The organism is Holophagales bacterium (assembly GCA_016699405.1).
Classification (GTDB): domain Bacteria; phylum Acidobacteriota; class Thermoanaerobaculia; order Multivoradales; family JAGPDF01; genus JAAYLR01.
This window is the reverse complement of record CP064972.1, coordinates 2,117,724-2,143,930: the sequence shown is the minus strand read 5'-3', so window position 1 is coordinate 2,143,930 and position 26,207 is coordinate 2,117,724. Positions and strand designations below refer to the sequence as shown.

23 protein-coding genes are annotated in these 26,207 nt (G+C 71.2%); 2 read left to right on the top strand and 21 right to left on the bottom strand.

Translation table 11 applies throughout. The features are described 5' to 3' along the window. Position 1: 1 nt before the first annotated feature. The 11 genes from IPJ17_08945 to IPJ17_08895 all read right to left on the bottom strand — a co-directional run bounded on the left by IPJ17_08945 (position 2) and on the right by IPJ17_08895 (position 10,139). On the bottom strand, positions 2-400 hold the full coding sequence (locus IPJ17_08945; protein ID QQR75679.1) for a DUF302 domain-containing protein: 399 nt from the start codon (positions 398-400) through the stop codon (positions 2-4). Between the two features lie 88 nt (positions 401-488). Next, entirely contained in the window at positions 489-707 is a 219-nt protein-coding gene (locus IPJ17_08940; protein ID QQR75678.1) for a zinc ribbon domain-containing protein, read from the bottom strand. A 199-nt stretch (positions 708-906) separates the two neighbouring features. Then, positions 907-1,254 carry a winged helix-turn-helix transcriptional regulator gene (locus IPJ17_08935; GenBank protein ID QQR75677.1) on the bottom strand — a complete coding sequence of 116 codons (348 nt, stop codon included), beginning with the start codon at positions 1,252-1,254 and terminating at the stop codon, positions 907-909. Continuing rightward, positions 1,251-1,535 carry a hypothetical protein gene (locus tag IPJ17_08930; GenBank protein ID QQR75676.1) on the bottom strand — a complete coding sequence of 95 codons (285 nt, stop codon included), beginning with the start codon at positions 1,533-1,535 and terminating at the stop codon, positions 1,251-1,253. The genes IPJ17_08935 and IPJ17_08930 overlap by 4 nt, the downstream gene beginning before the upstream one ends. Positions 1,536-1,539: 4 nt before the next feature. Beyond that, positions 1,540-1,728 (bottom strand): DUF2892 domain-containing protein, encoded by a 189-nt coding sequence (locus tag IPJ17_08925; protein ID QQR75675.1) that lies wholly within the window; start codon positions 1,726-1,728, stop codon positions 1,540-1,542. 11 nt (positions 1,729-1,739) lie between these two features. Next, on the bottom strand, positions 1,740-4,994 hold the full coding sequence (locus tag IPJ17_08920; protein ID QQR76129.1) for an efflux RND transporter permease subunit: 3,255 nt from the start codon (positions 4,992-4,994) through the stop codon (positions 1,740-1,742). Between the two features lie 80 nt (positions 4,995-5,074). After that, a complete protein-coding gene (locus tag IPJ17_08915; GenBank protein ID QQR75674.1) occupies positions 5,075-6,172 on the bottom strand; it encodes an efflux RND transporter periplasmic adaptor subunit in 1,098 nt (365 codons plus the stop codon). Continuing rightward, positions 6,169-7,548: a TolC family protein gene (locus tag IPJ17_08910; GenBank protein ID QQR75673.1), complete on the bottom strand. Its 1,380-nt coding sequence runs from the start codon at positions 7,546-7,548 to the stop codon at positions 6,169-6,171. Before IPJ17_08910 ends, IPJ17_08915 begins: the two co-directional genes overlap by 4 nt. Positions 7,549-7,627: 79 nt before the next feature. Next, positions 7,628-9,049, bottom strand: coding sequence for a radical SAM protein (locus IPJ17_08905; protein QQR75672.1), 1,422 nt, complete (start codon positions 9,047-9,049; stop codon positions 7,628-7,630). A 2-nt stretch (positions 9,050-9,051) separates the two neighbouring features. Further along, complete coding sequence (locus tag IPJ17_08900) at positions 9,052-9,375, bottom strand: hypothetical protein (protein ID QQR75671.1); 324 nt, start codon at positions 9,373-9,375, stop codon at positions 9,052-9,054. 17 nt (positions 9,376-9,392) lie between these two features. Then, positions 9,393-10,139 (bottom strand): prolipoprotein diacylglyceryl transferase, encoded by a 747-nt coding sequence (locus IPJ17_08895; GenBank protein ID QQR75670.1) that lies wholly within the window; start codon positions 10,137-10,139, stop codon positions 9,393-9,395. A gap of 65 nt (positions 10,140-10,204) precedes the next feature. Between IPJ17_08895 and IPJ17_08890 the strand changes: the two genes are divergently transcribed. Beyond that, positions 10,205-10,465, top strand: a complete 261-nt coding sequence (locus IPJ17_08890) for a GIY-YIG nuclease family protein (GenBank protein ID QQR75669.1) — start codon at positions 10,205-10,207, stop codon at positions 10,463-10,465. Between the two features lie 13 nt (positions 10,466-10,478). On the opposite strand, the gene IPJ17_08885 is transcribed toward IPJ17_08890, so the two are convergent. Beyond that, positions 10,479-11,267: a VTT domain-containing protein gene (locus IPJ17_08885; protein ID QQR75668.1), complete on the bottom strand. Its 789-nt coding sequence runs from the start codon at positions 11,265-11,267 to the stop codon at positions 10,479-10,481. Between the two features lie 127 nt (positions 11,268-11,394). Here IPJ17_08885 and IPJ17_08880 point away from each other — a divergent pair, with 127 nt between their 5' ends. Continuing rightward, positions 11,395-13,518, top strand: a complete 2,124-nt coding sequence (locus IPJ17_08880; protein QQR75667.1) for an endonuclease — start codon at positions 11,395-11,397, stop codon at positions 13,516-13,518. 50 nt (positions 13,519-13,568) lie between these two features. Here the strand turns inward: IPJ17_08880 and IPJ17_08875 are convergent, their stop codons facing one another. The 9 genes from IPJ17_08875 to IPJ17_08835 all read right to left on the bottom strand — a co-directional run bounded on the left by IPJ17_08875 (position 13,569) and on the right by IPJ17_08835 (position 26,131). Continuing rightward, positions 13,569-16,889, bottom strand: a complete 3,321-nt coding sequence (locus IPJ17_08875; GenBank protein ID QQR75666.1) for a PAS domain S-box protein — start codon at positions 16,887-16,889, stop codon at positions 13,569-13,571. Positions 16,890-16,962: 73 nt separating this feature from the next. After that, the gene (locus tag IPJ17_08870; protein QQR75665.1) at positions 16,963-18,648 is read right to left on the bottom strand and encodes a SpoIIE family protein phosphatase; all 1,686 of its coding nucleotides are present in this window, start codon (positions 18,646-18,648) and stop codon (positions 16,963-16,965) included. Positions 18,649-18,664: 16 nt separating this feature from the next. Continuing rightward, a complete protein-coding gene (locus IPJ17_08865) occupies positions 18,665-19,762 on the bottom strand; it encodes a hypothetical protein (GenBank protein ID QQR75664.1) in 1,098 nt (365 codons plus the stop codon). Beyond that, positions 19,755-20,612 carry a glycosyltransferase gene (locus IPJ17_08860; GenBank protein QQR75663.1) on the bottom strand — a complete coding sequence of 286 codons (858 nt, stop codon included), beginning with the start codon at positions 20,610-20,612 and terminating at the stop codon, positions 19,755-19,757. Before IPJ17_08860 ends, IPJ17_08865 begins: the two co-directional genes overlap by 8 nt. Further along, positions 20,609-21,973: an O-antigen ligase family protein gene (locus tag IPJ17_08855; protein ID QQR75662.1), complete on the bottom strand. Its 1,365-nt coding sequence runs from the start codon at positions 21,971-21,973 to the stop codon at positions 20,609-20,611. The genes IPJ17_08860 and IPJ17_08855 overlap by 4 nt, the downstream gene beginning before the upstream one ends. A gap of 27 nt (positions 21,974-22,000) precedes the next feature. Continuing rightward, a complete protein-coding gene (locus IPJ17_08850) occupies positions 22,001-22,330 on the bottom strand; it encodes an STAS domain-containing protein (protein QQR75661.1) in 330 nt (109 codons plus the stop codon). Between the two features lie 46 nt (positions 22,331-22,376). Continuing rightward, entirely contained in the window at positions 22,377-23,708 is a 1,332-nt protein-coding gene (locus IPJ17_08845; GenBank protein QQR75660.1) for a WecB/TagA/CpsF family glycosyltransferase, read from the bottom strand. Continuing rightward, a complete protein-coding gene (locus tag IPJ17_08840; GenBank protein QQR75659.1) occupies positions 23,698-24,873 on the bottom strand; it encodes a glycosyltransferase family 4 protein in 1,176 nt (391 codons plus the stop codon). Before IPJ17_08840 ends, IPJ17_08845 begins: the two co-directional genes overlap by 11 nt. Further along, entirely contained in the window at positions 24,863-26,131 is a 1,269-nt protein-coding gene (locus IPJ17_08835; protein QQR75658.1) for a glycosyltransferase family 4 protein, read from the bottom strand. The genes IPJ17_08840 and IPJ17_08835 overlap by 11 nt, the downstream gene beginning before the upstream one ends. Between the last annotated feature and the right edge of the window lie 76 nt (positions 26,132-26,207).

Below are 26,207 nucleotides of genomic sequence, written 5' to 3'. Positions count from 1 at the left end.
TTCAAGCGCAGACCCGGGCGACCACCCGGCGCAGCGCCGCGCCGACGTCCTCGCCGACCGCCTGCAGGCTCGGCTCGGCGAGGACCGCCATCACGGCCGCGGGGTTCATCGCCCGGACCACCGTCAGCCCGTTCTCGACCGCCACGCAGACGTTGCAGGGCAGGAGCACCGAGACTTCCGGCACGGCCTGCAATGCCCGGTAGGCGGACGGCGGATGACAGGCGCCGAGAATCAGGCTCGGCGGCACGTCGACGCCGAGCTTCTCCTTGAGCTTGGCCTGCATGTCGATCTCGGTGAGGATGCCGAAGCCCTCCTTCGGCAACTCCTCGCGCACGCGGGCCACGGCAGCGGAGAAGCTCGCCGTCGTCGTCGCCTCGAATGCCACCGCGGTCTCGCGCATGGGATCTCCTTTCCGCAGGCGCTGGGTATCTCCCTGCGGGTTCTTCGTCCTTCGCGGGGCAGCCGCCCGGGCCGCCGACTCAGGAGGCTCAGGTGAATCCGGAACCGGCGCCGCAACCACCGCCGCCGCAGGCCGGACCGGCCGAAGGGCCCGATCCCGACACCGAGGCGGCGAAGGTCGAGAGCAACTTCTCGGCCGTACGCTCGCCGCAACGCGGGCACTCGACTTCGGTCGCTCCCTCGCCCATCCGCTGCAGCAGCTCGAAACGGTGGCCGCAAGAGCGGCACTTGTACTCGTAGAGAGGCATTCCGTTCAGACTCCCTTGCTGTCTTCGTCCGCCGAGCCGGCCGGGTCTTGTCCCGACGGCTCGCCAGCACAACTCTTCGCGCCGCCCCGACGCCCGGCCGGGGTGGGGACCGCTCAGGTGGGGACACCGAGCCGCGGCAGGACCACCACCTGGAGCAGGAACCAGACCACGACGAACGCGAGGAAGAGCAGGAGGTCGTTCACCCGAACCCCCCGCTCGCCGCCCGGGCGCGCTTGATTTCGCGATGCTCGGCCGCCGCCTGCTTCTCGAGCACGGCGCACACCGTCCGGCAGATCGCCAGCGAGGTGCTGTCCGTCACGTGGTAGTCGACGTTGAGCCCGCGTCGCCGGCAGTCCACCAGTCCGGCGCGGCGCAGGATCGAGAGATGCTTCGAGACGTTGGCCTGGCTCCCGCCGACCGATTCGACGATCTCCGAGACACAGCGCTCACCCTCCTCGAGAACATGGAGGATCTTCAGCCGCGTCGGGTCGGCGAGCGCCTTGAGCCGCTCGGCGATGCGGGCGAGCAGTGCGTCCTGATCGTTCACATGACCTCCTCGACGTCCCAGGCAACCATCTTGAGCCGCTCGCCGCAGGCGTCGCAGAACTCGCGGATCCGGGCCGTCAGGGTGGCGAGAGCCTCGGCCGAGAGCACCGAGAAGATCACCGCCGAGGTGCGCGGAAATGCCCGCGAGCCCAGCCGCGGCCCGGTCGCGCCGCGGCCCGCCGCCTGTGGGATCTCAGTGTATCCGACGACGCCGGACTGCTCGAGCACCACCTCGAGCTCCTCGCGCTTGGCCGAGTCGACGACGATCATCAGCATCTTCACGACGTCACTCCGGAAGGCCGAGCTTCTTGAGAATCGTGATCATCGGGCACCAGCCGGTGAAGGCCGACTGAAGCAGGTTCGCTCCGACGAAGGCGGTGAACAGGTACCAGCCCGGGTGCACCCAGTGCCCGAGGGCGACGGAAGCCAGCACGAGGCTGCCGGCGATGGCGCGCAGGGCGTCGTTGATCTTCATCGGTCTCTCCTTCAGTCGAGCGGCTCGGCCGGCGGAATCACCGCGGCGATGCCGACGGTCTTGACGTACATGAAATAGAGCAGCGGGATGACGACCAGGGTGAGCGCCGTCGCCACCACGACGCCGGAGATCAGTGCCACCGCAAGCCCCTGGAAGATCGGATCGAGCAGGATCACGACGCCACCGACCACCAGTGCCGCCGCCGTGAGCGCGATCGGCCGAAAACGCACCGCCGCCGCCTTGATGACCGCGGCTTCGAGCGTCTCGCCGGCCTCGAGCTCGAGGTTGATGAAGTCGACGAGCAGGATCGAGTTGCGCACGATGATGCCGGCGAGCGCGATGAACCCGATCATCGAGGTGGCGGTGAAGAACACCCCGCCGAGGGCGTGTGCCGGGACGATGCCGATGAGCGTCAGCGGGATCGGCGCCATGATGATCAGCGGCGTGACGAACGAGCGGAACCAGCCGACGACGAGGAAGTAGATCAGGACGACCACGGCACCGAAGGCGATCCCCATGTCGCGGAAGACGTCGTGGGTGATCTGCCACTCGCCGTCCCAGAGCAGCGTCGGCCGCGCGGTGTCGGTCGGCGCTCCCGCGAAGAGCACGTCGATGCGGCGCCCCCCGCCGTCGGCGATGGCATCGATCCGCTCGCCCATGTCGAGGAGGGCGTAGACCGGCGACTCCGCCGCCCCGGCGACGTCGCCGAGGACGTAGGTCACCGGACGCAGGTTCTTGTGGTAGATGAACCGCTCGCGCGCCGCCGGCGGCAGCGGGGTCACCAGCTCACGCAACGGCACCAGTTGTCCGGCACTGCCGTGGACGTCGACGGCGAGCAGCTCGGCGATGCTCGAGCGCTGGGCGCGGTCGAGACGCAGGACCAACGGCACCTCCTCGCGCGCCTGCGACACGGCGAGGCGCCCGACCTCGGCGCCGGCGAGACCGACCCGCACGGTGCGGACGATCGCCTCGGCCGAGATGCCGGAGCGCGCCGCCTTCTCGCGGTCGATCCGCAGCTCGACGCGTTCTCCCGGACCTTCCACGTACCAATCGACGTCGACCACGCCGGGCGTCGACTCGAACACCGCCCGCACCTTGCCGGCGAGGTCGACCCGCTGCTCGAGCGTCGGCGCGTAGACCTCGGCCACCAGGGTCGAGAGCACCGGCGGTCCCGGCGGGACCTCGGCCACCTTGACGTTCGCACCGTGCCGCGCCGCGATCGGCGCCAACAGGGTCCGCAGCTCCTTGGCGAACGGATGGCTGGCACGGTCGCGCTCGTGCTTGGGCAGCAGGTTGACCTGCAGATCGGCCACCAGCGGGCCGGAGCGCAGGAAGTAGTGCCGGACGAGGCCGTTGAAGTTGAAGGGCGAGGTCGTGCCGACGTAGGTCTGGATGTCGGACACCTCGGGTCGGGTACGGGCCGCCGCGGCCAGCTCCCGCGCCACCGCCGCCGTCTGCTCGAGCGTCGTCCCTTCGGGCATGTCGACGACGACCTGCAATTCGCTCTTGTTGTCGTGCGGCAGCATCTTGACCACCGCCAACCGGGCCGGGAAGAGTGCCACCGCGGCCAGGAGCAGCACGCCCACCGCGCCGAGGAGCGCCCAGCGCTTGACCGGACTCGCCAGGAGCGGCGCGAAGAGCTTCTGGTAGAGGCGATGCAGCCGGGTCTCCTCGGCCGTCTCGGCGTCGGGCGCCGCGTGCCCGATCGCCGCCATCGCCTCGGCGTGCTTGCGGAAGAGCCGGAAGGTCAGCCAGGGCGAGACCACGAACGCCACCAGCAGCGAGAAGACCATGGCCGCTGAGGCGTTGATCGGGATCGGCCGCATGTACGGCCCCATCAGTCCCGAGACGAAGGCCAACGGCAGCAGCGCGCCGATCACCGTCAGCGTCGCCAGGATCGTCGGATTGCCCACCTCGTCGGTGGCGAAGACGGTGGCATGCCGCGGGCTCGTCCAGCCGAGCTGATAGTGACGGTGGATGTTCTCGACCACCACGATCGCGTCGTCGACCAGGATGCCGATGGCGAAGATGAGGGCAAACAGGGTGACGCGATTGAGCGTGTAGCCGAAGAGGTAGGAGGCCGCCAGGGTCAGGGCGAGCGTCACCGGCACAGCCACCGCCACGACGACCGCCTCGCGCCGACCGAGCGCCAGCGCCATCAGCGCCACCACCGAGAGCGTGGCCAGTCCCAGGTGCTTCATCAGCTCGGACGACTTCTCGTCGGCGGTGAATCCGTAGTCGCGGGTCTTGGTCACCTCGACCTGCGACGGGATCACCGGCCCCTTCAGCCGCTCGACGAGACCGTCGAGCTCGGCGACCAGTTGCACGGCGTTCGTCCCCGGCTTCTTCGAGACCGCGACGGTCACCGCCGGCACGTCGAGCCCTTCCGGCAGCCCCTTGGCCGCCGCGGCGACTCCGGCGGTCATCCAGACGTACTGGCTGGGCTCGTCCGCTCCGTCGGTGACGAGGGCGACGTCGCGCAGGAAGACCGGCCGACCGCCGTAGACGCCGACCACCGCCGCAGCGACCTCGTCGGCGCTCTGGAAGAGGTTCCCGACCTCCACCTCGACTTCGTGATTCGCGGCGGCGAACGATCCCGCCGGGAGCTTCCAGTTCATGCCGGAGAGCGCCTGTGCCACCTGAAGGATCGAGACCTGGTGCGCCGCCAGGCGTTCGCGGTCGAAGCGCACCTGCACCGCCCGCCGGACACCGCCGAGCACGGCCACCTGAGCGACCCGCGGGTGGCGCGTCAGCTCGGCCTTCAGCTCGCTGGCGACCTGCCGCAGCTCGAGCGGCGCGGCACGGCGGGACCACAGGGTGTAGGCGAGCACCGGCACGTCGTCGATGCCGCGCGGCGCGACGATCGGCGGCGCGGCTCCCTGCGGCAGGCTGGCCGCCACCTCGGCGAGCTTGGCGTGCACCCGCAACACCGCCTGGTCCGGGTCAGTGCCGACGAGGTAACGGACGATGATCATGCCGCCCGACGGCTGCGAGGTCGAATAGACGTGCTCGACGCCCGGAATTTCGTAGAGCACCTTCTCGAGCGGCGCGATGACGCGACGTTCGACCTCTCCGGCGTCGGCGCCGGGAAGCTGGACGAAGACGTCGATCATCGGCACCTGGATCTGCGGCTCCTCTTCGCGCGGCGTCACCAGGACGGCGAAGGCACCGAGCAGGAGCGATGCGACGACCAGGAGCGGCGTCAGCTTCGAGTCGAGAAACGCTTCCGCCACCTTGCCGGCGAAGCCCATCGGCTTGCGCGACATCTTCAGGCGGGCCGCCTCGCGACGCGTCTCGGCGTCGAGGCCCGGGACGGCGCTGCCCGGACGGATCTCCTCGTTTCGGCTCACGGCCGGACCTCCTCGATCCGCGTGCCCGCGGCGGGTGCGGAGGGCAGTCCGAGCGCCACGCTCTCCCCGCCGGCGAGCCCGGAGAGCACCTCGATGCGGCCGTCGGGGCGACTGCGCCCGAGCGTCACCACGCGGGTCTGCGCTCGACCTTCGGCATCGCGCACCACGACGAGTGTCAGGCCGCCGCTCTCGATTCGCGCCTCGCGCGGCACGAGGACGAGCTCCCGCTCGCCGGTCGGCACCGCGGCGCGTGCCGCCGAACCCGAGGGGACCTCGCCCGGGAGCGCCAGCTTGACCGTGTAAGAGTGGGTAACCGGGTCCGCCCCGGGGGAGATCTCGACGACCTCCCCGGCGATCGGCGCCGTTCCGGGCAACGCGTCGAGCGTCACCGCCAGCCGATCACCGACCTTCAGCGCGGCGGCGTGCGCCAGCCCTTCGGGGATCGCCAGCGCCAGACGGCGTCCCGTGGCCGATTCGAGCATGACCAGCGGACGCCCCGGAGCGGCGAGGTCGCCGACCTCGACGAGGCGCTGCGTCACCCGCCCGGCGAACGGAGCCACCACTTGCGACTCCCGGGCCACCGAGGATGCCGCGTCGACGGCGCCCTGGGCCTGCTGAACGGCGCCCCGGGCCTGGGCATCCTGCATGCGCGCCATGTCGAGCTCGAGCTCGGAGGCCGATCCCGTGGCGGCGAGCGACTTGAAGCGGGCGAAGTTGCGCTCGGCGAGCGCGAGCGCCGCCTGCGCCTGGGCGAGCGCGCCCTGGGCCTGCGCGACCTGCCCCTGCGCCGCCGTGGCGTCGATCGAAACCAGGACCTGACCGGCCCGGACCGGGTCGCCGAGCTGGACGTGAACGGCGGAGACGAGCGCCATCACGCGGCTCGAGACCGCCGTGACCTTCTCGGCGCTGACGCTGCCGGCGATCTCGGTCGTCGCCGGCTCGACGACGCGCTCGGCGACGGAAAGGCGGACGGATTGGGGCGCCGGCTCGACGGCGGTCGGCGCGGCCTGCTTGCCGCAGGCGGTGAGCGAAACGGCCGCGGCCATCGCGGCCAGCACGGCGATCGAGAGTCCCTTCAGACGACGGCGGTTCACAGCGTCCCTCCCTGCGGGTTCGGAGTCAGTACGGATTCGGGCGTGCGGCCGGCGGCCACGGCGAGCGCGAGAGCGGCCAGATTCGCCTCGGCACGAGCGACGAGCTCGCGCGTCTCGGCCTCGCGCCGGGCCGTGACGGCGTCGAGCAGGTCGATCGTCCTGACCACTCCGGCGCGGAAGCGCTCCTCGGTGATGCGCACCGATTCGTCCGCCGCCGAGAGCGCACGCGCGGCGGTGCGCTGCCGCTCGACCGCCACGGCGGCGCGCTCGAAGGCCTGCTTGACCTCGAGTCGGACTCCCTCTTCGAAGCGGGTGACGTCCTGCCTTCCCGCCTCGGCCTCGGCCCGTGCGGCGGCGACGGCCGCCTGTTTGCCGCCGGCGAGCGGGAGCTCGAAGCTCGCGACGGCCATGATCGTCGTCGCGCTTCCGTTCGTCCCGAACAGCTTGTCGTCGACGAAGTCCTGCCGCGCGACGAGACCGATCCGCGGGAAGAGCAACGCGCGCCTGGCTTCGGCCTCGAGCTCGCCGGCTCGCAACAGCTTGCGCGCCGCGGCGAGATCCGAACGACCGGTCGAGGCGGCAAGCCAGACGTCGCGCTCCCCGGCGATCGGCGGCGGCGGCGGTAGCGGCGCGAGCAGGTAGGTCGTCCCCATCGGCTCGGCGAAGCGGAACGCCAGGCCTGACTCGGCCACCCGGGCGTTGCCGCGCGCCTCGGCGAGTAGGTCGTCCATGCGGGAGAGCTCCACCTCGGCGCGGAGGAGCTCGGAGCGCACGAGCATCCCCTGCTCGGCGTAGGCCGAGGCCAGCGTGACGTGCGCCGCCACGGTCTCGCGGGCCTTCTCGAGGAGCGCCACGAGCTCGCGCGCCTGCGCGAGCCGGACCCACGCCTCGGCGGCGGCGAGCGCCGCTGCGTCGGCCGCGCGCGCCGAGCTCTCACGAGCGGCGTCGGCCGCCAGGTTGGCCTGCTCGACACGGGCCGAGATCTCGCCTCCGGTCCAGATCGGGAGCTCGAGCTCGAGCAGGGAGATGGCCGTCGAGAGGGAATCGGGCCGATTCGGATCGGAGGCCACGAAGTCCGGGAACGAGAACCGCTCCTGGTTCAGCTTGAAGGCGAAGGCCTCGGCCGGGGAGTTCGTCCGGGCCCAGATCTCCTGCGCCCGGAGCACGGGCCAGCGGTAGGACTTGGCCTGCGACACGCGTTCGGTGGCGGCGATCTCGCGGGCCTTGGAGGCGGCGACCTCGCGGGCCCGCTCGCGCCCCCGCGCCATGGTGGCGGCGAGGTCGAGAGCATCTCCGGGGGCTTGCGCCCAGCCGACACCGGTCGACAGGAAGGCGACGAGGGTCGCCATGCGGCGGATGGAGTTCGTAATCACCATGACGGTATATTGCCATATGGCGATTAGGCTGTCAAGCCCCGGCCCTCCTGGCCGCGCGGCGGACCGCGCCACCGAACGGTCAGAGCGAGGCTTCGGCTTGCCGGCGCAGCGGCGCCAGGCGCGTCTCGGCCAGATCGTCCCGGTAGAACAGGTTGTAGGTGTCGAAGGGGATGATCCGCAGATTGCGCGGGTCGACGATGTGGATGCAACTCTTCTTGACCGAGCGCACGTCGAAGGCCGGTGCGTCCATGAACTGGACGATGAGGATGCGGAAGAGGTTGGCGTAGCCGAGCTCGGCCGGAACGTCGACGCGCGGAAGACAGCAGAGGAGGTCCTTGAGGCTCGCGGCGCTCGACTCCGGCGAATGGTTGGTGGCGAACAGCCGGAAGATCCCCTCCCGTACCGCCGGGTCACGCTCGTAGACGATGGAGTTGCGCCCGCCCTCGATCAGCAGTTGCGGGTCGATCATCCCGGTGAGCGGTACCACCTGGCCACCGAGCTTCAGCGCGTAGGCCATCGCCAGCGCATCGGGGTGGCAGGGCACGGGGATCAGGTCCTCGGGGCGGAAGACCGACGTCTGCTCGAGAATGCGCCGCCGCACTTCGGTCAGGGTGAGCCGATGCCGCGCCGGGTCGAACCCGTCGAGCCGCCCCGCCGCCTGGACCGGCTGGAAGGTCACGCCACGCACCGCCGGCTGGCGGAGCGCGAACTCGACGATCTCGCCGAGCTCGCCGTCGTTGACCCCCTTCTCCACCGTGACGACGAGCGTGGTCGACAGCCCGAGGGCGTTGAGACGCTCGAGCGCCTGCTCGCGGATCCGGCGCAGGTCGGCGCCGCGCAGCGCCCGCAGCGGCGCCTCGCGCAGGGAGTCGAATTGCAGGTAGACCTCGAACCCCGGCCCGTAGCCCGCCAGGCGCTCGGCAAAGGCAGCGTCTTCGGCGATCCTCACCCCGTTGGTGTTCACCATCAGGTGACGGATCGGACGCCGGCGTGCCGCGTCGATTATGGCGAAGAACTCGGGATGGATCGTCGGCTCCCCGCCGGAGATCTGCACGACGTCCGGCTCGACCTCGTTGGCCACGACGGCGTCGAGCATCCTCTCGACCTCGGCGAGCGAACGGAACGCCGGTCGATGCGGCCCGCTCGACGAGTAGCAGATCGGACAGGCGAGGTTGCAGGCGTCGGCGATCTCGACGAGCGTCAGGCAGGAGTGCTGCTCGTGGTCCGTGCACAGCCCGCAGTCGTAGGGACAGCCCCAGCGCACCGGCGTGTTGTAGCGCGCCGGCATCTCCGGCGCCTTGAGGAACACCTCGCGGCAGCGGCGGTAGTAGTCGACGTCGTCGGCCACCAGCACGCGCTCGTCGCCATGAGCGGGGCAGTGCTTGAGCATGTAGACGGCGCCGTCGGCGAAGACGATCTTGGCGTCGATCGTCCGCCAGCAGGTCGAACAGATCGAGCGCGCCGTGTCGTAGTAGAGGTACGGCCGGTTGCGCGGCGGCATCGTCATCCTTCCGGGGCCGGCGGCGGTGGGGGCGGCGGGGGCGGCACGACCGACGAGGCGGACGAAGCACCGCGCCGCAGCGGCGACCGCGCCAGCCCGACGATCCACCAGATGAAGCCCACGACCGTGGCGAGCCCGCCGAGGCCGAAGGCCACCGCGCCGAAGGCGTTCAGCGCCTCCTGGGACGACCGCGCCCCGCTGCCGTTGAAGTTGAGCGTCACCAGGAAGCCGAAGCAGCCCGACACGGCGAGAATCACGCCCGCCACGAAGATCAGGCAACCCTGAGCCCAAGGCTTCTCTCTGCCGAGATCGCGGAACCAGCCCATCGTCTCCTCCTTGCGAACTAGCCTCTCGCGCCGCGAAGCCAGCGCAGCATATCCGGGAGCGTCACGACGAGCGCCGCGAGGCAGGTCCACTGGATCGCCGTGAGGCCGAAGCCGCGACACGGGGTGGGTTTGAGAACGTCGACGACGAGACGGAACGAGAAGTAGCCGACCACGAAGCCGCGGAAGAGATCTCCGGTGACGGGCGACCGCCGCCGCCAGGCGACGAGCAGCCCCGCGAGCCCGGCGAGAAAGGCGATCTCGTAGAGCGGCGTCGGATGGCGCGGCACGCCGTCTCCGAGGTCGATCCCCCAGGGCAGGCTCGTCGGCAGACCGTGGGTGTGGTCGTCGAGCCCGGAAAGGAAACAGCCGATCCGGCCGATGGCGATCGCCGCCGTCAGCGGGATGGCGAAGAGATCGCCGGTCCTGCCGCTCACGCCGAGGAGCCGTTTGACGCCTTCGACCGCCAGCCACCCCCCGGCGAGGCCGCCGACGATCGTCTTGCCGCCGAGCAGGTAGGCCGGATCCCCGAGATGCCGCAGGGTCTCCGTCGGGCACTCCAGCAGATAGAGCAGACGGGCTCCGCCGGCGGCGCCGATCGCCGCCGCCGCGACCACCCACCAGCGCCGGGGGTCGTCGAGCGCATCGCCGCGCCGTCGACGTTCCGCCAGGTAGAGCCGGAAGCCGACGAAATAGGCCAACAACTCGAAGACGAGATGCGGGTGGAGGGCCCAGGGGCCGAGGCGCAGGAACAGGGGAAAGCTCAACGGAGGGCGAGCCTAGCCCAGCCTCCCCCCGCTGCGGCAAGGCGACGGCGGGCTAGCATCGGGCGATGCCGTTCGTCTACCTGCTCCGCTGCCGCGACGGATCGCTCTACGCCGGCGCCGCGATCGATCTCCAGCGCCGCCTGCGCGAGCATCATGCGGGGCGAGCCTCGCGGTACACCCGGTCGCGACTCCCGGTCGAGCTCGCCTGGTCCCGCGAGGTGGGCTCGTGGAGCGAAGCGCTCCGGGAGGAGGCGCGACTGAAGCGGCTGCGGCGGAAGGCAAAGGAGGCTCTCGTCGAGGCGGGCCGGGAGAGGATCGACAGTTGAGGTGAAGCGCGGCTCAAGCCGGCTCGACCGGGGCGCCGTCGACGCCGACGCGTCCGCGGGCGAAGCGCAGGAGCGGCGGCAGGGCGACGAGCACCAGCGCGAGCCCGGACAGGGTGGCCGCCGTTCGCCAGGAGATCGCCTGGTCCAACGCGGCGACTTTCGTCGCCTGGTGGATCGCACTCACGTAGACCGTGCACTTCACCGCGAGACCCAGGGCGCTGGCGGCGACGAAGCGCCCCAACGGCAGACGCAGCATTCCGGCGGCGAAGTTGATCGCCGAGTGCGGGAAACCGGGCGCAAGTCGAAAGGCCGCGAGCGTCGCGAAATCGCTCCTGCGCGCCAGCAGCCGGACGAGCCGCCGCCGCTCGCCGCCGCTCCCACCGTCGCGGCTCGTCCGGGCGACCCGGGCGAGCGAGTAGGCTCCGAGTGCGCCGGCGACACCGCCTAGAACGACGGTCGGTGCGGCGATCAGCGGCGGAAAGACGATCCCTGCCACCCAGGTGATCAACGACCCCGGGAGGCCGAACGAGTACAACACCGCCATGACCACCGCCATGGCCGGAGCGAGCCACCACTGCCCGGCGTAGCCCTGGGCCAGCGCCACCGCCGCACGCCAGTCGAGCAGCCCCGTCCGCTCGAGGACTCCACCGGTCAGGGCGAGAAGAACGAGGAGAACGAACCCCCAGGGCACGCCCGCACGCCGCTCGTCAGCGCTTGTCGAAGCGACGCCGCCGATCGACGGGTTGCGACCCTCGCCCTTCCGCAGCGAGGCCGCCCACGCGAGGATTCTCGCCCGCACCATGGCTCGCGAACGGTACCAGCCTGTCGCGGCGGCGCCTAGATCCCCGGCCGTCCGGACCCAGCTCTCGCGACTCAACTGGTAGACTTTTCACTGCCTCCCTCTCGGTCATTCCCCCGGAGATCCCTCGATGCCTTGCACGCCTCACGCCCGTCTCGCCTCCTTCCTGCTCCTGCTCGCCGGCTTCTTCGCCGGCCCGGTTCCCGCTCAAGTGATCAACGAGTTCGTCGCCAACCACACCGGCACCGACACCCAGGCCTTCGTGGAGTTGAAAGGGGCGCCGAGCACCAACTACTCGGCGACCCTGCGAATCCTCGAGGTCGAAGGCGACTTCGGCAGTGCGCAGGGCACGATCGATTTCGTCTGGACCGTCGGCACGACCGACGCCAGCGGCCATTGGGCGAGCGCCGCTGGGGCGCGCGACCTCGAGAACGGATCGATGACGCTGCTGCTCGTCTCGGGTTTCACCGGCACCCTCGGCCAGGACCTCGACACCAACAACGACGGCGTCTTCGACGCCACGCCCTGGACCTCGCTGCTCGACACCGTCGCGGTGAACAACGGCGTCGCCGGCGACCTGCTCTACGGCCCGGTCGCGCTCGCCTCCGGATTCGACGGCGTGGCGTTCGTCCCCGGAGGCGCCAGCCGGATTCCCGACGGCACGGACAGCGACACCGTCGGCGACTGGGTGCGCAACGACTTCGACGGCGCCGGCTTTCCGGGCTTCACCGGCACCCTGGTGGCCGGTGAGGCCCTGAACACTCCGGGGGCCGTCAACTCCACCGGCAGCGCCACGGCTTCGGGAGCGCGGCTCAACGAGTTCGTCCTCGACCTCGACGGTGCCGACACGCAGGAGTACGTCGAGATCTGGGGCACGGCCACGACCTCCTACGCCTCCACCTGGGTCGTCGTGCTCGACAGCGACACGACCGGCAATCCGGGACTCGTCGAAGCAGCGATCCAGGCCGGGACGACGAGCGGCGCCGGCCTCTGGTCGAGCGGCTTCCTCCCGGCCGCGTCGCTCGGCGACGCCAGCCGCACGCTGCTCGTCGTCCAGGGGTTCACCGGCACGGTCGGCCAGGACCTCGACGCCGGCAACGACGGCACGCTGGACGCGACCCCGTGGACGTCGATCTCCGACAGCGTGGCGGTGACCGACGGCGCCGGTGTCGACCTGCCCTACTCCGCCGTGCTGCTCACCGCCGGCTACGACGGACTGGCCGGCAAGGTCGGCGGCGCGTCCCGATTCCCCAACGGAGTCGACACGGACGCCATCGCCGACTGGATGCGCAACGACTTCGAACGTGCCGGGCTGCCGACCGGAAGCCTCGCCACCCAGACGGCTCTCGAAGCGCTCAACACTCCCGGCATGCCGAACACCATCCGGGTCGCGGACTTCTACCGCCACGTCGACGCGAGCAGCTCCACGACCCTCCGCGCGACGCTCCACGCGGCGATCGACGATCACATCAAGGTGCCCTACACCTCGGCCGAGACCGACACCTGGGACGTCCTGAATCTGGCGGACGAGGATCCGGTGGACACCGGTGCGATCCTCGATCTCTACAAGAACGCGGTCTACACCAAGATCGCCGGGGGCACCGGTGCCTACAACCGCGAGCACTCCTGGCCGAATTCCTACGGCTTCCCGAACGACGGGGCCACGAACTTCCCCTACACCGACTGCCATCACCTCTTCGCCGCCGACGTGACCTACAACGCCGATCGCGGGAACCTCCCGTACGGCACCTGCGCCTCCGGCTGCAGCGAAGATGCCACGTTGCTCAACCACGGGATCGGCGGCGGGAGCGGCACCTACCCGGGGAACTCGAACTGGTACTCCACGAGCGCCTGGGAGACCTGGAACGCCCGTCGCGGCGACGTCGCACGTGCCCAGCTTTACCTCGAAGTCCGCTACGAGGGCGGCACTCACGGCGCCACCGGCGCCACCGAGCCCGATCTCCGGTTGACCGACGACACCGGTCTGATCGTCACCACCGGCGGCAACGCGTCGGTCGCCTACATGGGCAGGCTGACGACGATCCTCGCCTGGGCGGCACAGGATCCCGTCGATGCCCGCGAACAGCGCCGCAACGACGTCGTCTACACCTACCAGGCGAATCGCAATCCGTTCGTCGACCACCCGGAGTGGGTGGCCTGTCTCTGGAACAACCAGTGCGACACCTTCGGCAGCGGCTTCGCCGACGGCTTCGAGGGTGGCTCGCTCGCAACCTGGAGCGGGACGACGAACTGAGGTTTCCCGGCTGAGCAGTGGCGGCGCGGCGACGAGGCCGCGCTCGCCGGTCAGCCCGGCGGAGTCTTCGGCTCCGCCGGCGCGACGTAGCGTGACCGCGCGAGGAGCAGCGCCGCGACGACCGCGTCGCAGTGTCGCGCGACTGCGGCCACCTTCTCGCCGAGCTCGTCGGGCGACCACTTGTCGGCGCGCTCTTCGAGCTCGGCGGAGCGGGACTGGAGCTCTCCGGCTCCGATGACCCCCGAGGTCGACTTGAGCTTGTGTGCCGCGGCCTGAACGCGCCGCGGATCGCCCGCCGCCACGGCCGCGGTCATCTCGGCGATCAGCTCGGGCGTCGCGGCCAAGTAGAGCTCGACGATCTCTCGCGCCAGTGCCGGACGCCCCATCGCGCTGCGCTCCAACCGGGCGAGGTCCACCGGCGGTGCCGGCGGCGGCTCGTCCACGCTCGCTGCCGCCGAGACGGCGGAGGGAGCGGCGTCCGCAGGGGTCTGCACCGCCTGCGGGACCGTTGGTGTGGCTTCGGCCCCTGGACCGATCACCAGCTCGACCGCCGCCCCGCCCGGACGGCGCCCGAGTCGCACCAGGTGCTCGGTAATGCGACCGCGCAGGTGACGCGGGTCGAAGGGTTTCATCACGAAATCGTCCATCCCGGCGGCGTAGGCCTGCTCCTTCTCCTCCGAGAGCGTCGATGCCGACAGCGCGACGATCGGCAGCACTCCCGAAGGGATCTTCAGCTCCTGGCGGATCCGCCGGGTGGCTTCGAAGCCATCCATGACCGGCATCTGCAGGTCCATGAGCACGAGGTCGAAGCGCTCGCTCGCCAGACGCGCCAACGCCTCGCCACCGTCGCCGGCCACGGTGACCTCCGCCCCCTCCTGCCGCAGGATCTCGGCTGCGACGAGCTGATTCAGCTCGTTGTCCTCGACCAGCAGGATCCGGGTGCCGCCGAGTTGCGCCGGCAGCTCCTTGGTCTCCCCGTCGAGCACGGCAACCGGCTCGGGTCGCACCAGGAAGGACAGGAAGACAGTGAAGACGCTCCCCTTGCCCGGCGCGCTCTCGACCGCGATGCGCCCGCCCTGCATCTCGACGAGCTGCTTGACGATCGCCAACCCCAGCCCGGTGCCGCCGTAGCGCCGCGCGGTGTCCGAGCGCTCCTGGGTGAAGGCATCGAACACCGTCATCTGCTTCTCGGGCGCGATGCCGATCCCCGTGTCGGCGACCCAGAACTGGAGGTGGAGGACTCCGGCCACTTCGCGCAGCGGCAGGGCACCGACGACGACCGTCCCCCGCTCGGTGAACTTCACCGCGTTGGCCACCAGGTTCATCAGGATCTGCTTGAGCCGGACCGGATCGCCCACCACCGGACGCGCCAGCTCCGGCGCGAGGTCGAGCAGCAACTCGAGCCCCTTGCGCTCTGCGGCGAAACGCGTCGCTTCGACCAGATGGCGCAGCAGCTCGTCGAGACGGAAGGAGATCTCCTCGAAGACCAGCCCGCCGGCCTCCATCTTCGAGAAGTCGAGCACGTCGTTGATCAGCGCATAGAGCGTGTCGGCCGAGAAGCGGATCGCCCCGAGGTACCTTCGCTGCTGCGCCGAGAGCTCGGTCGCCTCGAGCAGGTGCGTCATGCCGATCACGCCGTTGAGCGGCGTGCGGATCTCGTGACTCATGTTGGCGAGGAAGAGCTCGCGCGCCCGCGCCGAGGCCTCGGCAGCCTGTTTGGCCTCGGTCAGCAGCCGCTCCGCCCGCTTGCGCTCCGTGATGTCGCGCAGGTAGACGGTGAAGCGCCCGCCACCCTCGACCAGCTCGAGCTCGTGGAGCGAGAGCTCGACCGGGAAGATCTCGCCGTCGTGGCGCCGCCCGGCGAGCTCGAGCCGCCGGCCGAGGAGCGAGGAGCGCCGGGCCCGCAGGTAGCGGGCGAGGGCGAAGCGGTGCACCCCGCCGTCGCTTTCGCGCAGCACGAAATCGGACACCGGCCGGCCGACGATGGCCTCTCGCGGCAGCCCGAAGATCTTCTCGGCCGCCGGGTTCAGCTCGAGAATCTCCCCCGACGAGGTGAGCGTGACGATGGCGTCGAGCGACGCGTTGAGCACCGCGGCGACCAGCGCGCGGCTCGTCGCCAGCGCCGCCTCTGCCTGCTTGCGCTCGGTGATGTCGAGCCCGTAGCCGAGCACCTGGACGACCTTGCCCTCGGCGTCCACCACCGGGTGGACGAAGCGCACGAAGTGCCGCAGCACCCCCGCCCGGTCGGTGAACGACTCCTCGAGCCGTGTCGGCTGACGGGTGGCCACGACCTCGAGAATGCGCCGCAGGCGCGCGTCGGCGATCTCGCGCGCGAGCCCGCGCCGCTCGCAGTAGTCGAAGTCGGTCCGACCGACGATCCAGCGCCGTGTCTCCTCGTCGGCGATGGCGCTCGGCGTCACGTGCATGTAGCGCCCCGCCGGGTCGAAGACCGCCAGCTGCACCGGCATCGAGTCGAGCACCTGCTCGTAGAACTGCTTGAGACGCGAGATCTCGCGCTCGGCGAGCACCCGGGCGGTGACCTCGCGGTAGTGCCAGAGCTGACCGGCGTGGCGTCCCTCGGTCAGCACCGGAATGAAGTCGCGCTCGAGGACGCGGCCATCGGCCATCTCCAGCACTTCGCCCACCACGCGGCGTCCTTCGGCGAGCCGCTGCATCACTCCGGCGAGGAAACCGGCCGGATCGCGAAAGAGGATCTTGCTCCCCTCGGCGGCGAGCGCGCAGTCGGCGCCGATCAACGCGTCGGGCTTGCCCGGGACGCCGAAGAGCTGGCAGAACCCTTCGTTGGCCAACGCGATCTTGCGCTCCGCCGTCTCGACCAGCACAGCGCCCTCGAGGCTGTCGACGAAGGCGCCGAGCCGTTCGATCGCCTCGCCGGCCAGACGGCGTGCGGAGGTGAGGTCGTCGAGCTGGCGGATCGCGCGGGTGTGGACGCGCGCCCGCTTGAGGCCCTCGGCCAGGCGGTCGAGAACCTGGCGGAACCTCGCGTCCTGGACGAGCGGGCGCACGGTCATCGCCGTCCGTGCCCAGAGGAAGCCTGCCCCGGCGAGGCCGAAGAGCGCCTCGTTGCCCTCGCCCGAGACCCAGACGGAGTTGGGGTTGGGGCGTTCGACGAGCGCCGTGAGCTCGCGCGGCGTGGCGATCCACTCGGCCTTCGTCCACTTCGCCACCAGTCGCGGCGGGCCCTCGCCGTCGTCGGACCGCGGCAGGAAGATCGCCGCCGCGGAGAGCCCGATTCGTTCGCCGACCTGCGGGACGAAGCGCCCGGCCATCTCTTCCGGGCTCAGCGTGTCGCTGGCGATCAGCAACAGCTCGAGCAGCGCGTCGGCGGGAAGGGATCGGACGGACGACATGGCGGTGGAGTGGTCGCTCGCAGGAGCGGCACACCGCGGTCGCCGCCACGATACGCCGCCGCTGCGGAAAGGGTCAATGCGCAGAAACCCCGGTCCCACCACCGGGCGCGGCGAGCCCTCGCTTGCGCAGGCGAATCACCCGCTCGCCGCCGGGGAGGTCTTCATAGGTCACCTCGTCGACCGAGGCCGCGATGAGGTAGACACCGAAGCCGCCATCTCGCGAGCCGTCGAAGGACGGCGGCGGCACGGTCTCCGGGTCGAACGACGCGCCGCGATGAACCATCCGCACCTCGAGCACCTCGCCGCCACACTCTGTCTCGAGCCGCACGCGTCCGTCGGCGACGCCGGCGTAGGCATGCTCGACCACGTTGACGAACGCCTCGTTGACCGCCAGCAGCAGGGCGGCAACCTGCTCCTCGCGGAAACGCAGGCAGCCGGAGCCGCAGACCTCTTCGATCAGCGAGCGAACCCGGCCGAGCTCGTCGAGCGAGGCCGGCAGGTCGACCGAGCTCGTGGCGCTCGCCGTCCGAACCGGCGGACGCGAGCCGGCAAGCTCGCGACGTCGCACGACGACACAGGTGAGGTCATCCGACATCGGTCCTCCCCCGGCGTGGCTCGACGCGGCGGCGCGGATCCGCGCCACCAGGTCGTGTGCGGTCGCCCCGCGCGCTGCGCCGAGCAGCGCCTTGAGCCGGGCGACACCGAAGAGCTCGCCCACCGGGCTGGCCGCCTCGGTGACCCCGTCGGAGTAGAAGACCGCCACGTCGCCGCAGCGGAAGGGCGCGCGCACTTCGGTGAACTTCTGCTCCTCCCAGATGCCAAGCGGGGGGTCGATGCCGGAGAGCTCCTCGACGGCGCCGGTGTCGCCTCGCACCAGCAACGTCGGCGGATGCCCTGCGTCGACCAGCCGGATCTCGTCGCGGGCGAGATCGATCCGCGCGTACACCAGGGTAGCGAAGCTCTCCAGCTCGACGAAGCGAGGGCCGGCTGAGCGCGACACCGCGTCGATGATCCCCGCCGGCGTGTCGGCCTCCCCCCCGATGCGGTGACCGAGGGCGAGAGCCCGCAGGACATGGCTCTTGGTCGCCGCGCCAGCCAGGGCCGCCGGAATCCCCTTGCCCATGACGTCGCCCACCAGCACGTCGAGATGGGTCGCGCTGCAGTCGAGGAAGTCGTAGAAGTCGCCGTCGACGCCCTGAGAAGGGGCCGACAAGGCGGCGATCTCGAGCTCCGGCCGCGACGGCGGCGAGCCAAAGAGCAGCGACTGCTGGATGCGGTCGGCAACCGCCACCTCCCGGGCCATCGCCGCCCGCAGCGCCTCCATCGCCGCCGCCCGTTCGGCGAGCGCCCGGCGCGTCTCCTCGACGCGTGCGGCGAGCGCCGCCTCGAGCTCGAGGACGCGCACGCCGACCTGTAGCCGCGCCGCCAGCTCGCGCGGCTCGAACGGCTTGGTGACGAAGTCGTTCGCTCCCGCCCCGAGCCCCTCGACGACGTCGTCCGTGGTGTCGCGGGCGGTGAGCAGGATCACGTAGACACCGGCCAATGCGGGCTCGGCGCGGATTCGCCGGCAGAGCTCGACCCCGCTCATGCCGGGCATCATCCAGTCGATCAGGGCGAGCGCGGGGCGATCGTCCGCGCTCAGCAACCTCCAGGCCTCCGCACCGTCTCCGGCGTGGACCATCTGGTGCCCGAGCTCCTCGAGCATCACCTCGAGGAGGCGGGCGTGGATCGGCTGGTCTTCCGCCACGAGGATGCGCATCGTCGACTCCTTCGCCTCAGGCGTTGAAACGCCGCCACAGCGCCAGGCAGGTGCCTGGCACCTGCGCTGGCTCGCAGGCCAGCAGACGGCAGGCAGCGTCGATCCCTTCTCCGGCAAGCGCCGCTGGGAGCGTGCGAGCGACTCGGGCTCGCGGCGGCTCGAGCGCAGCCCATCCCGGCCGGATCCCGGAAAGGCCGAAGGCGCGGAGCTGCCGCAGCAGGTTCCCCGCGGCGGCGAGCTTCCCTTCGCTGAACGAGCTCGGGTGCAGCGCGTAGTCGCCCCAACGCACCGGCTCCCAGCCGAGACGGCGCCCTTCACACCACCGCCAGGTGGCGAGCAGGCCGGCGACCGCCGCTTCGACTTCGGCATCGAGCGAGGCCGGCGGCGCACTTGGCGAGAGCCGCTCGGCGACCGCAGCGGCATGCCGCGCGGACAGATCGACGACCGGCGGCAGGTCGCCCGGCGACAGGCTTTCGAGCCGGCGCTGGCGTGCGGCATAGCCCACGGCGAACTCCCCGGCCCCAATGAGCGCCGCCGCACCGGTCGCCAGCCAGGCCTTGGCGACGAACTTCCAGACCCGCTCCGGCGGCAGCGGCTCCAGCCGCGACCAGAGCAGCAGCGCCGCGCGGTTGCCCAGATAGCGGACCGCCTCGAGCTGCGGCAGCTCCGCGGGCGCGAGCCGGCGCCGGCGGTCCAGGGCACAAGGGTCGCCGGCGATCACGCGGGGCTCGGCGAAGAGCTCGCACCACATCATCGTGAACGGCAGGCGCGGCAGATCGTCGACCCGCAGCGGGGAGAGCTCGATCTCGAGGTTCAACTCTTCGGCGAGAAGCTCGGCGAGCCGGCCGAGGCGCTCCCGCAATCGGCCGAGCTGCCAGCGCCGCACGCCGTCCACCACGGCGACGAGGTCGTAGTCGTTGAGCGGCCGCCAGGTTCCGTCCGCATCCCGTCGCCCCCCGCCCTCGCCCCTCCCGTAGCCGCCGCCGAGCAGCAGGGCGCGGAGGCTCGAGCCGAGCGCCGACGAGACCGCTGCGGCGAGATGCGCGACGTCCGCGGCGACCCGTCGCTCGAGATCCGGCTCGCCGAGCGCGGTGAACGGCGCGGGCTCACCCACGGCCCAGCCCCTCGCACAGCCCCGATCGATAGGAGGCGCGTTGTACCCAGCGATGCGCCGGAGACTCGAACAGGGCGCGCCAGTAGCCGTGGCGCACGCACCACGCTCCGTCCCGCGCCACCGCCGCCAGCCACGGCCGCAACAGCCCGCCGCCGAACCCCGTGAGGTGTGTTTCGGGCGGAAAGATCGCCGCATCGGCGCGCCCCTCGCCGGCGTAGCGCCGCCGCATCTCGGCAAGCGAGTAGTTGTGCGAGTGCATGGCGACCGACTCGGCGGCGTAGAAGATGCGCCAGCCCTCCTGCCGTCGCTGCCAGCTCCAGAGCACGTCCTCGGAGTAGCGGATCTGCTCGTCGAACGGCGCCGCCGCCCAGACGGAGCGCCGCACCGCCGACGACGCCATCGAGAAGAAGTGCCGCCAGCGCGCCGCTTCCGAGCCGTCGCCGAAGGCGCGTTCGTAGTCGAGGCGCACCAGCGGGTGCGCCCCAGGCCGTGGGATCTGGCGACCGTACACCGCGGCGATCCGGTTGTCGGAGGCGAACGGCGCGACGAGCCGGTCGAGCCAGCGATCGTGCTGCGGCGTGCAGTCGGAATTGACGAAGGCCGCGATCGGCTCGGCCCCCTGACGCATCCCGAGGTTGAGCACGCGCCCCGGGATGTAGGTCCCGGGAGCGATCTGCATCAGCTCGAGCGGGAAGCGTCGGAGGATGTCGAGCGATCCATCGGTCGAGCCCGAGTCGATCGCCACGACGCGCGGGCGGACCTCGCGCTGCCCGAAGATCGCCTCGAGGGTTTCGCCGACGACCCACGCGTCGTTGAGACAGCGCAGGATGACGAGAACGTCCGTGCTCATCGTGCCCCTCCTCGGGCCGGTCGTGCCGTCAGCCCAGCCGGCGGCGGGACGGCCCGCCACGAGATCGTCCACCGGGCGACGCTCGCCCCCGACGGGAGCCGTGCCGTCGCCGAGCCCACGGCGAGCAGACCGAAGAACGTCATCCCCAGTCCGGTCTGCACCGGCGCCCACTCGAGTGTCGACTGGAAGGCCACCGTCACCAGCGAACCGACCCAGCCGAGCATGACGATCGACCCGAGGCCCTCGTCGAGTTGCCGCCAGAGGAAGCGTGCACCGTGCACGAATGCCGCGGCGAAGACCGAGATCAGCGCCGCCAGCCCACCCCAGCCGAGCTCACCGGTGGTCAGGAAGTAGAGGTTGTGGCAGAGGCCGCCGCGGTCGAGCCCGTCGCCGAACGGCTCGGAGTAGGGGCCGTCGGTGCCGTAGGAGTAGTTGTTGATGCCGATCCCGAAGGCGCGGTCCGAGGCCATCTGACGGGCCACCTTGTTGAACTCCACGCGCGCCTCGCCCGAGGAGGCCGGCGCCTCCTGGATGCGCCGGATCATCTTCTGCACCGCGATCGCCCCTGGAGGAATCGCGATCGCCACCATGAACGCCACCAGGGCGAGTTTCTCGGGCCGCAGACGCAGCACGAAGGAGAGCGGCAGGACGACCGCCAGCGCCAGTCCGAGAGCGACCCACGATCCGCGAGAGAGGGTCAGCACGACGGTGCCGGCACCGAGGCCGAAGACCGCCAGGAGCAGCCCCCTCCACCTTGTCCGCAGGTTCATGAGCGCCGAGAAGATGATCGGCAGGAACATGTTCAGGTACATCCCGAGCGTGTTCGAGTGGTCGAACGACCCGCGCACGCGGTAGACCCCCTTGAGGTAGTCCTGGACCGCGTCGAAGCTCTGCAGCCCGGCGCAGGCGACGAAGGTCCAGAGGAGCCAGCGCAGGTCGGTCTCGTCGCGGACCGCATTCGCCACGGCCCAGAACGCCAGCGTGTAGCGCACGAACTTGAGCAGCCCGAACCCGGCGTAGAGCGGCACCTCGGCGGTGAAGGCCGAGACGAAGGCCATCGTCACCCAGGCGAGGATCGGCAGCATCAGGGCCGGGAGGAAACGCACCGGACGGCGCCCGGGCCCGCCCAGCACCGCCGCAAGCAGCGCCACCACCATGACGTCGAGGCTGCCGATCTCGAAGCCGCGCACCCAGCCGCGGTAGTCCTCACGCGACACCCAGTTGACGTCGAGGATCTTGCCGACGCCGAGGAAGAAGCCGCAGAGCAGGTAGCGGCGCAACGGCGCCCAGACCACGGCCAGGCCGGCCAAACCGACCGCCGCCGCGGCGAGCAGCGCGCTCGCGACGATCTCCTTGCTCACGTCCCCCCGCCGATCGCGAGCCGGCGTTCAGAAGCTGGCGGCGGCCTGCTCCGCACTCGGGAAGACATCGAACACCCGGAAGAGCCGGGTGAGCTCGAAGATCGTCTGCACTGCCGGCGTCATGCCCGAGAGCTTGACGTCTCCGCCGGCAGAGCGCGCCGCCTTGAGCGCGGTGAGCAGCGCGCCGAGCGCCGAGGAATCGATGAACGAGACCGCCGAGAGGTCGATGACCAGGCGGCTCGCTCCGGCCTCGACGAGCTTCTTCAGGTAGTCCCGCGCCGCAGGCGCATTGCGCGCGTCGAGCTCGCTCGGCGCGACCAGCGTGGTGACGTTGCCGATGGCGGTGGTCTGGAACATGCCTCTCCTCCTCGCGGCCTCTGCCGGGGCCGATCGCCCCGTCCGCTCATCCTAGGGGAAATCGCCGGCCCTGACGCCAGATCCGCCAGAGGAACAGCGGGTTGCCGACGATGTAGCGACGCCACATCCGGCCCGGCTCCTGAAGCAGTCGCCAGGCCCACTCGAAACCGATCTCCCGCACCCAGCCCGGAGCGCGCGGAATCCTCCCGGAATAGAAGTCGAACAGGCCGCCGACGCCCATCGCCGCGGCGACCCCGAGCTCTCCGGCGTGGCAGGCGATCCACTCCTCCTGCGCCGGCGCCCCGAACGCGACGAGCAGCAGATCCGCTCCCGAGTCGCGAATGGCCGTGACCACCTCGCGCTCCTCCTCGCCGCCCCGGGCGAAGAAACCGTCGCGCGCCCCGGCGATCTCCAGCCCCGGCCAGCGCTGGGCGATCCGCTCGCCGAGCGACTCGACGACCTCGCGCCGCGCGCCGAGCAGGTAGAGCGAGCGACCGGCCGCTTCGGCGGCGTCGCAGAGGCGCGGGAAGAGGTCGGTGCCGTTGACGTTCGCGGCGAGCGAGGTCCCCAGGATCTTGCAGGCGTAGTGGATGCCGATGCCGTCGGGCAGGACGACGTCGGCGGCGGCGAGCACGCGACGGTAGCTCTCGCGTTCGTACGCCTTGTTGAGGCAGTCGGGGTTGACGAAGGCGAGTTGACGCGGCCGCCCTCCGCGCGGCTGGGAGAGGAGCCATGCGATCGCTTCGCTCATCGTCCAGTTGTCGATCCGCACCCCGAGCAGATGCAGCTCGCGCGGCGGCGCGACCGCCCGGCCGCCGATGAGGGCCGCCGGGATCGAGCGCACCAGGATGCCGAGCTCGCCACCGAGACCGACGGCGTGGACCTGCTCGAGATCGCTCCGCGTCTGACCCTCGAAGTCGATGTTGGCGGCGCGCCGGATGCGGTGCAGGTGCGCCAGTCCCGGGCGCACCTGGAAGCGCGGCAGGTCGGCGGCGGTGAGCCTCGCGCGCTCGGCTTCGGAACAGGGTGCCGGCCCGACGAGCGCCAGGTCGCCGCGCACTACCGCCCACAGCCAGGGCAGGCGGGCGAGCGGTCCTCCCGCGGTCAACCGGCCGAGCTCGATCGGCTGCTGCCAGCGGCCGACGAAGCCCTCCCGCACGAATGCCGGCCGTCCGCCAGCCCGCGCTACCACCCAGGCCAGCGCGGCGTAGGGGAGCAGGAGGAGCGACAGGGCGAGCGAAACCGAGAGGTCGAGCAGGCGTCGCAACGCGCCGGAGAGGGCCTCGAGCAAGCCGAGCGAGGCGGCGAGCCAAGCAAGGCGCAGGCGCGGCGCCCGACCGAGCCCGTCGACCGCCGTGCGGATCGGCTCAGGAGGCAACGGCGATCTCACGCAGGAGCCGGGCGGTCGCGGCGGCCGTCGCTTCCCAGGTGTGACGACGCGCGTTGGCGAGCCCGCGGTCGATCATCTCGCTGCGTCGCGCGTCGTCGGTGGCAAGCCGTTCGATCGCCGCGGCGATCTCGTCGGGATCGTGCGGATCGAAGAGCAGACCGGCGTCGCCGATGACCTCGGGGATCGACGACAACGCCGAGCCGGCCACCGGCAGCCCGCAGGCCTGCGCCTCGAGGATCGGCAACCCGAAGCCCTCGAAGAGCGACGGGAAGACGAGACCGCGCGCCGTGGCGTAGAGGTGCGGTAGGTGCTCGTCGGCGACGAAGCCGAGCCGGTGGACGCGCGATTCGAGCCCGAGCTCGGCAAGCGCGCGGTCGACCGCCTCGGCCCCGCTCCAGCGACCGCCTGCGAACACCAGGTCGTCCGGGAAGTCGGGCCGCCGGTCGAGCAGGCGGCGATAGGCGCGAAGCAGACCGACGTGGTTCTTGCCCGGGTGCTCGAGCCGCGACACGTAGAGCAGGAAGCGCGGCGGCAGCTCGAGCCCGGCGGCCGCGAGCTCGCGCCGGCTGTCGCCGGCGTCGCGCGGGTGGAAGACCGTCGCGTCAAAGCCGTTGCCGACGCGGGTGATGCGCGCGGCGGGACAGTGCGCCAGCGCGACGAGATCGCGCTCGGTCGACTCCGAGATCGCCACCACTCGGGTCGAGCGCCGGATCATCCAGGGGAGGAAGCGGCGCAGGTAGAGCTCGCGGGCGAGGTCGTACTTGCCCTCCATGTGGAGCCAGGAGAGGTCGTGGACGACGGCGAGCGTCGGCAGCGCCCCGAACGGCACCAGGCGGCGGTTGCCGGCGGGCAGGTAGATGACCGAGGCGCCGGAGCGGGCTGCGGCGCGCGGAAACGCGAACGCGTGCCAGAGCAGCGAGAGCGGCGGGGAGTTCCATCGGTCGGCGACCGGGACGAAGCGGACGCGACCGTCGTCCCGTTCGTCGAACCCGGCGAAGACCGGCAGGTCCTCGCGCGCCACGAAGAGCAGCAGACGCACGCCGGGATCGGCGGCCGGCAGGCGCGAAACCACGCTCTTGAGGTAGCGACCGATGCCGGAGGTTCCGCGGTCGTTGGCGAAGAGGCTGACGGCGACGACGAGCTCAGAGGTCATCGATCTCCTCGCCGTCCCCGCTCACGGGAGCGACGGAGCTCCGCGCCGTACCCGAGGACGCACCCGCGCCGGCGATGGCGCCGGCGAGCAGACCTGCGGTCCGGTCGAGGTAATCGGCGAAGCGGTAATGCTCCCGGGCGCGGGCGAACCCGGCCTCGCCGAGCCGCCGCCCCAAGTCGGCATCGCTGAGCAGCTCCTCGAGGGCGTGCCCGAGCCCGGTCGCATCGCCCTCCGCCGCCAGGAGCCCCGTCTCGCCGTCGACGAGCCAGTCCGGAATGCCCCCGACGGCAAAGGCCGCGACCGGGCGCGCCGACCACATCGCTTCGAGTCCGACCATGCCGAACGGCTCCGGCCAACGCGACGGCACCGCGACCACCGCCGCCTGCCGGTAGTAGTCGGCGAGCCGATCGTGCGGCACCCATCCGACGAAGGTGACCCGGTCGCCGAGCCCGAGTTGCCGGGTCTGTTCGACGAGCTCGTGCTGCTGCGCTCCCGTCCCGACGAGCAGGGCCCGGAACGGTCGCCGGACCCCGGCGAGCGCCGCGAGCAGCAGGTCGACGCCCTTGCCACGGATGAGCTGCCCGACGAAGAGCACCGTCGGTACCGCGCCGTCAGCGGGGGGCGCGGGCGTGTCCCGCTCGAGCCCGGCGGGAACCGGTGGCAGCAGCACGACCTGCGATTCCGCGAAGCCGTTGCGCCGCATCATGTCGCGCATCCAGCGCGAACCGACGGCGAGCGTCGGCAGACGCCGGTTGAAGGCGAGATCGCGCGCCTTCGCCCGCAGGTCGACGAGGCCGGGGAGGCCCGGCACCGGCCCCTGCGGCGTCAGCAGACACCCGTGCAGGACACAGTGCACCCCGAGCGGGTGGTTGCAGATACGCCGGCTGAGCGGAAAGTACTTGTGCCGCCGCGGACAGTAGAGGTCGTGGTCGTGGGCGTAGCGAACCGTCGGCAGCCCGACGGCGAGCTCGGCGAGGCTCTCGCGATGCGCCCAGCGATGGACGTAGACGACGTCGGGCGCCGCGGCCTCGAGCGCCCGGGCGAGCTGACGCCTCCAGGTGCCTTCCGCAGCCTGAAGCTCGAGCCGCGTGCGCGAGGCGAAGGGCGCTCCGAGCGGCGATCGGCCCTCGGGGATCGGCTCGCAGGAGAGGAGATGAACGGCATGCCCGCGAGCGGCAAGACCCGCAGCGGTGTCGCCGACCGCCTGCTCGACGCCACCGTAAGCGCAACCCTTCTCGTTGACGAACAGGGTACGCATCCCGTCAGGTAGTATAGGACCCGGATTATTCAGCTGGACGACGAGCGTCCAGGTTGCCCGTCGCCCGGTCCGATCG

Excerpts from the sequence above, each read along its gene's own strand:
- IPJ17_08945 (QQR75679.1), bottom strand. The coding sequence starts at position 400 with ATGCGCGAGACCGCGGTGGCATTCGAGGCGACGACGACGGCGAGCTTC.
- IPJ17_08940 (QQR75678.1), bottom strand. The coding sequence starts at position 707 with ATGCCTCTCTACGAGTACAAGTGCCGCTCTTGCGGCCACCGTTTCGAG.
- IPJ17_08925 (QQR75675.1), bottom strand. The coding sequence starts at position 1,728 with ATGAAGATCAACGACGCCCTGCGCGCCATCGCCGGCAGCCTCGTGCTG.
- IPJ17_08920 (QQR76129.1), bottom strand. The coding sequence starts at position 4,994 with ATGTCGCGCAAGCCGATGGGCTTCGCCGGCAAGGTGGCGGAAGCGTTT.
- IPJ17_08910 (QQR75673.1), bottom strand. The coding sequence starts at position 7,548 with ATGGTGATTACGAACTCCATCCGCCGCATGGCGACCCTCGTCGCCTTC.
- IPJ17_08905 (QQR75672.1), bottom strand. The coding sequence starts at position 9,049 with ATGCCGCCGCGCAACCGGCCGTACCTCTACTACGACACGGCGCGCTCG.
- IPJ17_08900 (QQR75671.1), bottom strand. The coding sequence starts at position 9,375 with ATGGGCTGGTTCCGCGATCTCGGCAGAGAGAAGCCTTGGGCTCAGGGT.
- IPJ17_08890 (QQR75669.1), top strand. The coding sequence starts at position 10,205 with ATGCCGTTCGTCTACCTGCTCCGCTGCCGCGACGGATCGCTCTACGCC.
- IPJ17_08885 (QQR75668.1), bottom strand. The coding sequence starts at position 11,267 with ATGGTGCGGGCGAGAATCCTCGCGTGGGCGGCCTCGCTGCGGAAGGGC.
- IPJ17_08880 (QQR75667.1), top strand. The coding sequence starts at position 11,395 with ATGCCTTGCACGCCTCACGCCCGTCTCGCCTCCTTCCTGCTCCTGCTC.
- IPJ17_08875 (QQR75666.1), bottom strand. The coding sequence starts at position 16,889 with ATGTCGTCCGTCCGATCCCTTCCCGCCGACGCGCTGCTCGAGCTGTTG.
- IPJ17_08870 (QQR75665.1), bottom strand. The coding sequence starts at position 18,648 with ATGCGCATCCTCGTGGCGGAAGACCAGCCGATCCACGCCCGCCTCCTC.
- IPJ17_08860 (QQR75663.1), bottom strand. The coding sequence starts at position 20,612 with ATGAGCACGGACGTTCTCGTCATCCTGCGCTGTCTCAACGACGCGTGG.
- IPJ17_08850 (QQR75661.1), bottom strand. The coding sequence starts at position 22,330 with ATGTTCCAGACCACCGCCATCGGCAACGTCACCACGCTGGTCGCGCCG.
- IPJ17_08840 (QQR75659.1), bottom strand. The coding sequence starts at position 24,873 with ATGACCTCTGAGCTCGTCGTCGCCGTCAGCCTCTTCGCCAACGACCGC.
- IPJ17_08835 (QQR75658.1), bottom strand. The coding sequence starts at position 26,131 with ATGCGTACCCTGTTCGTCAACGAGAAGGGTTGCGCTTACGGTGGCGTC.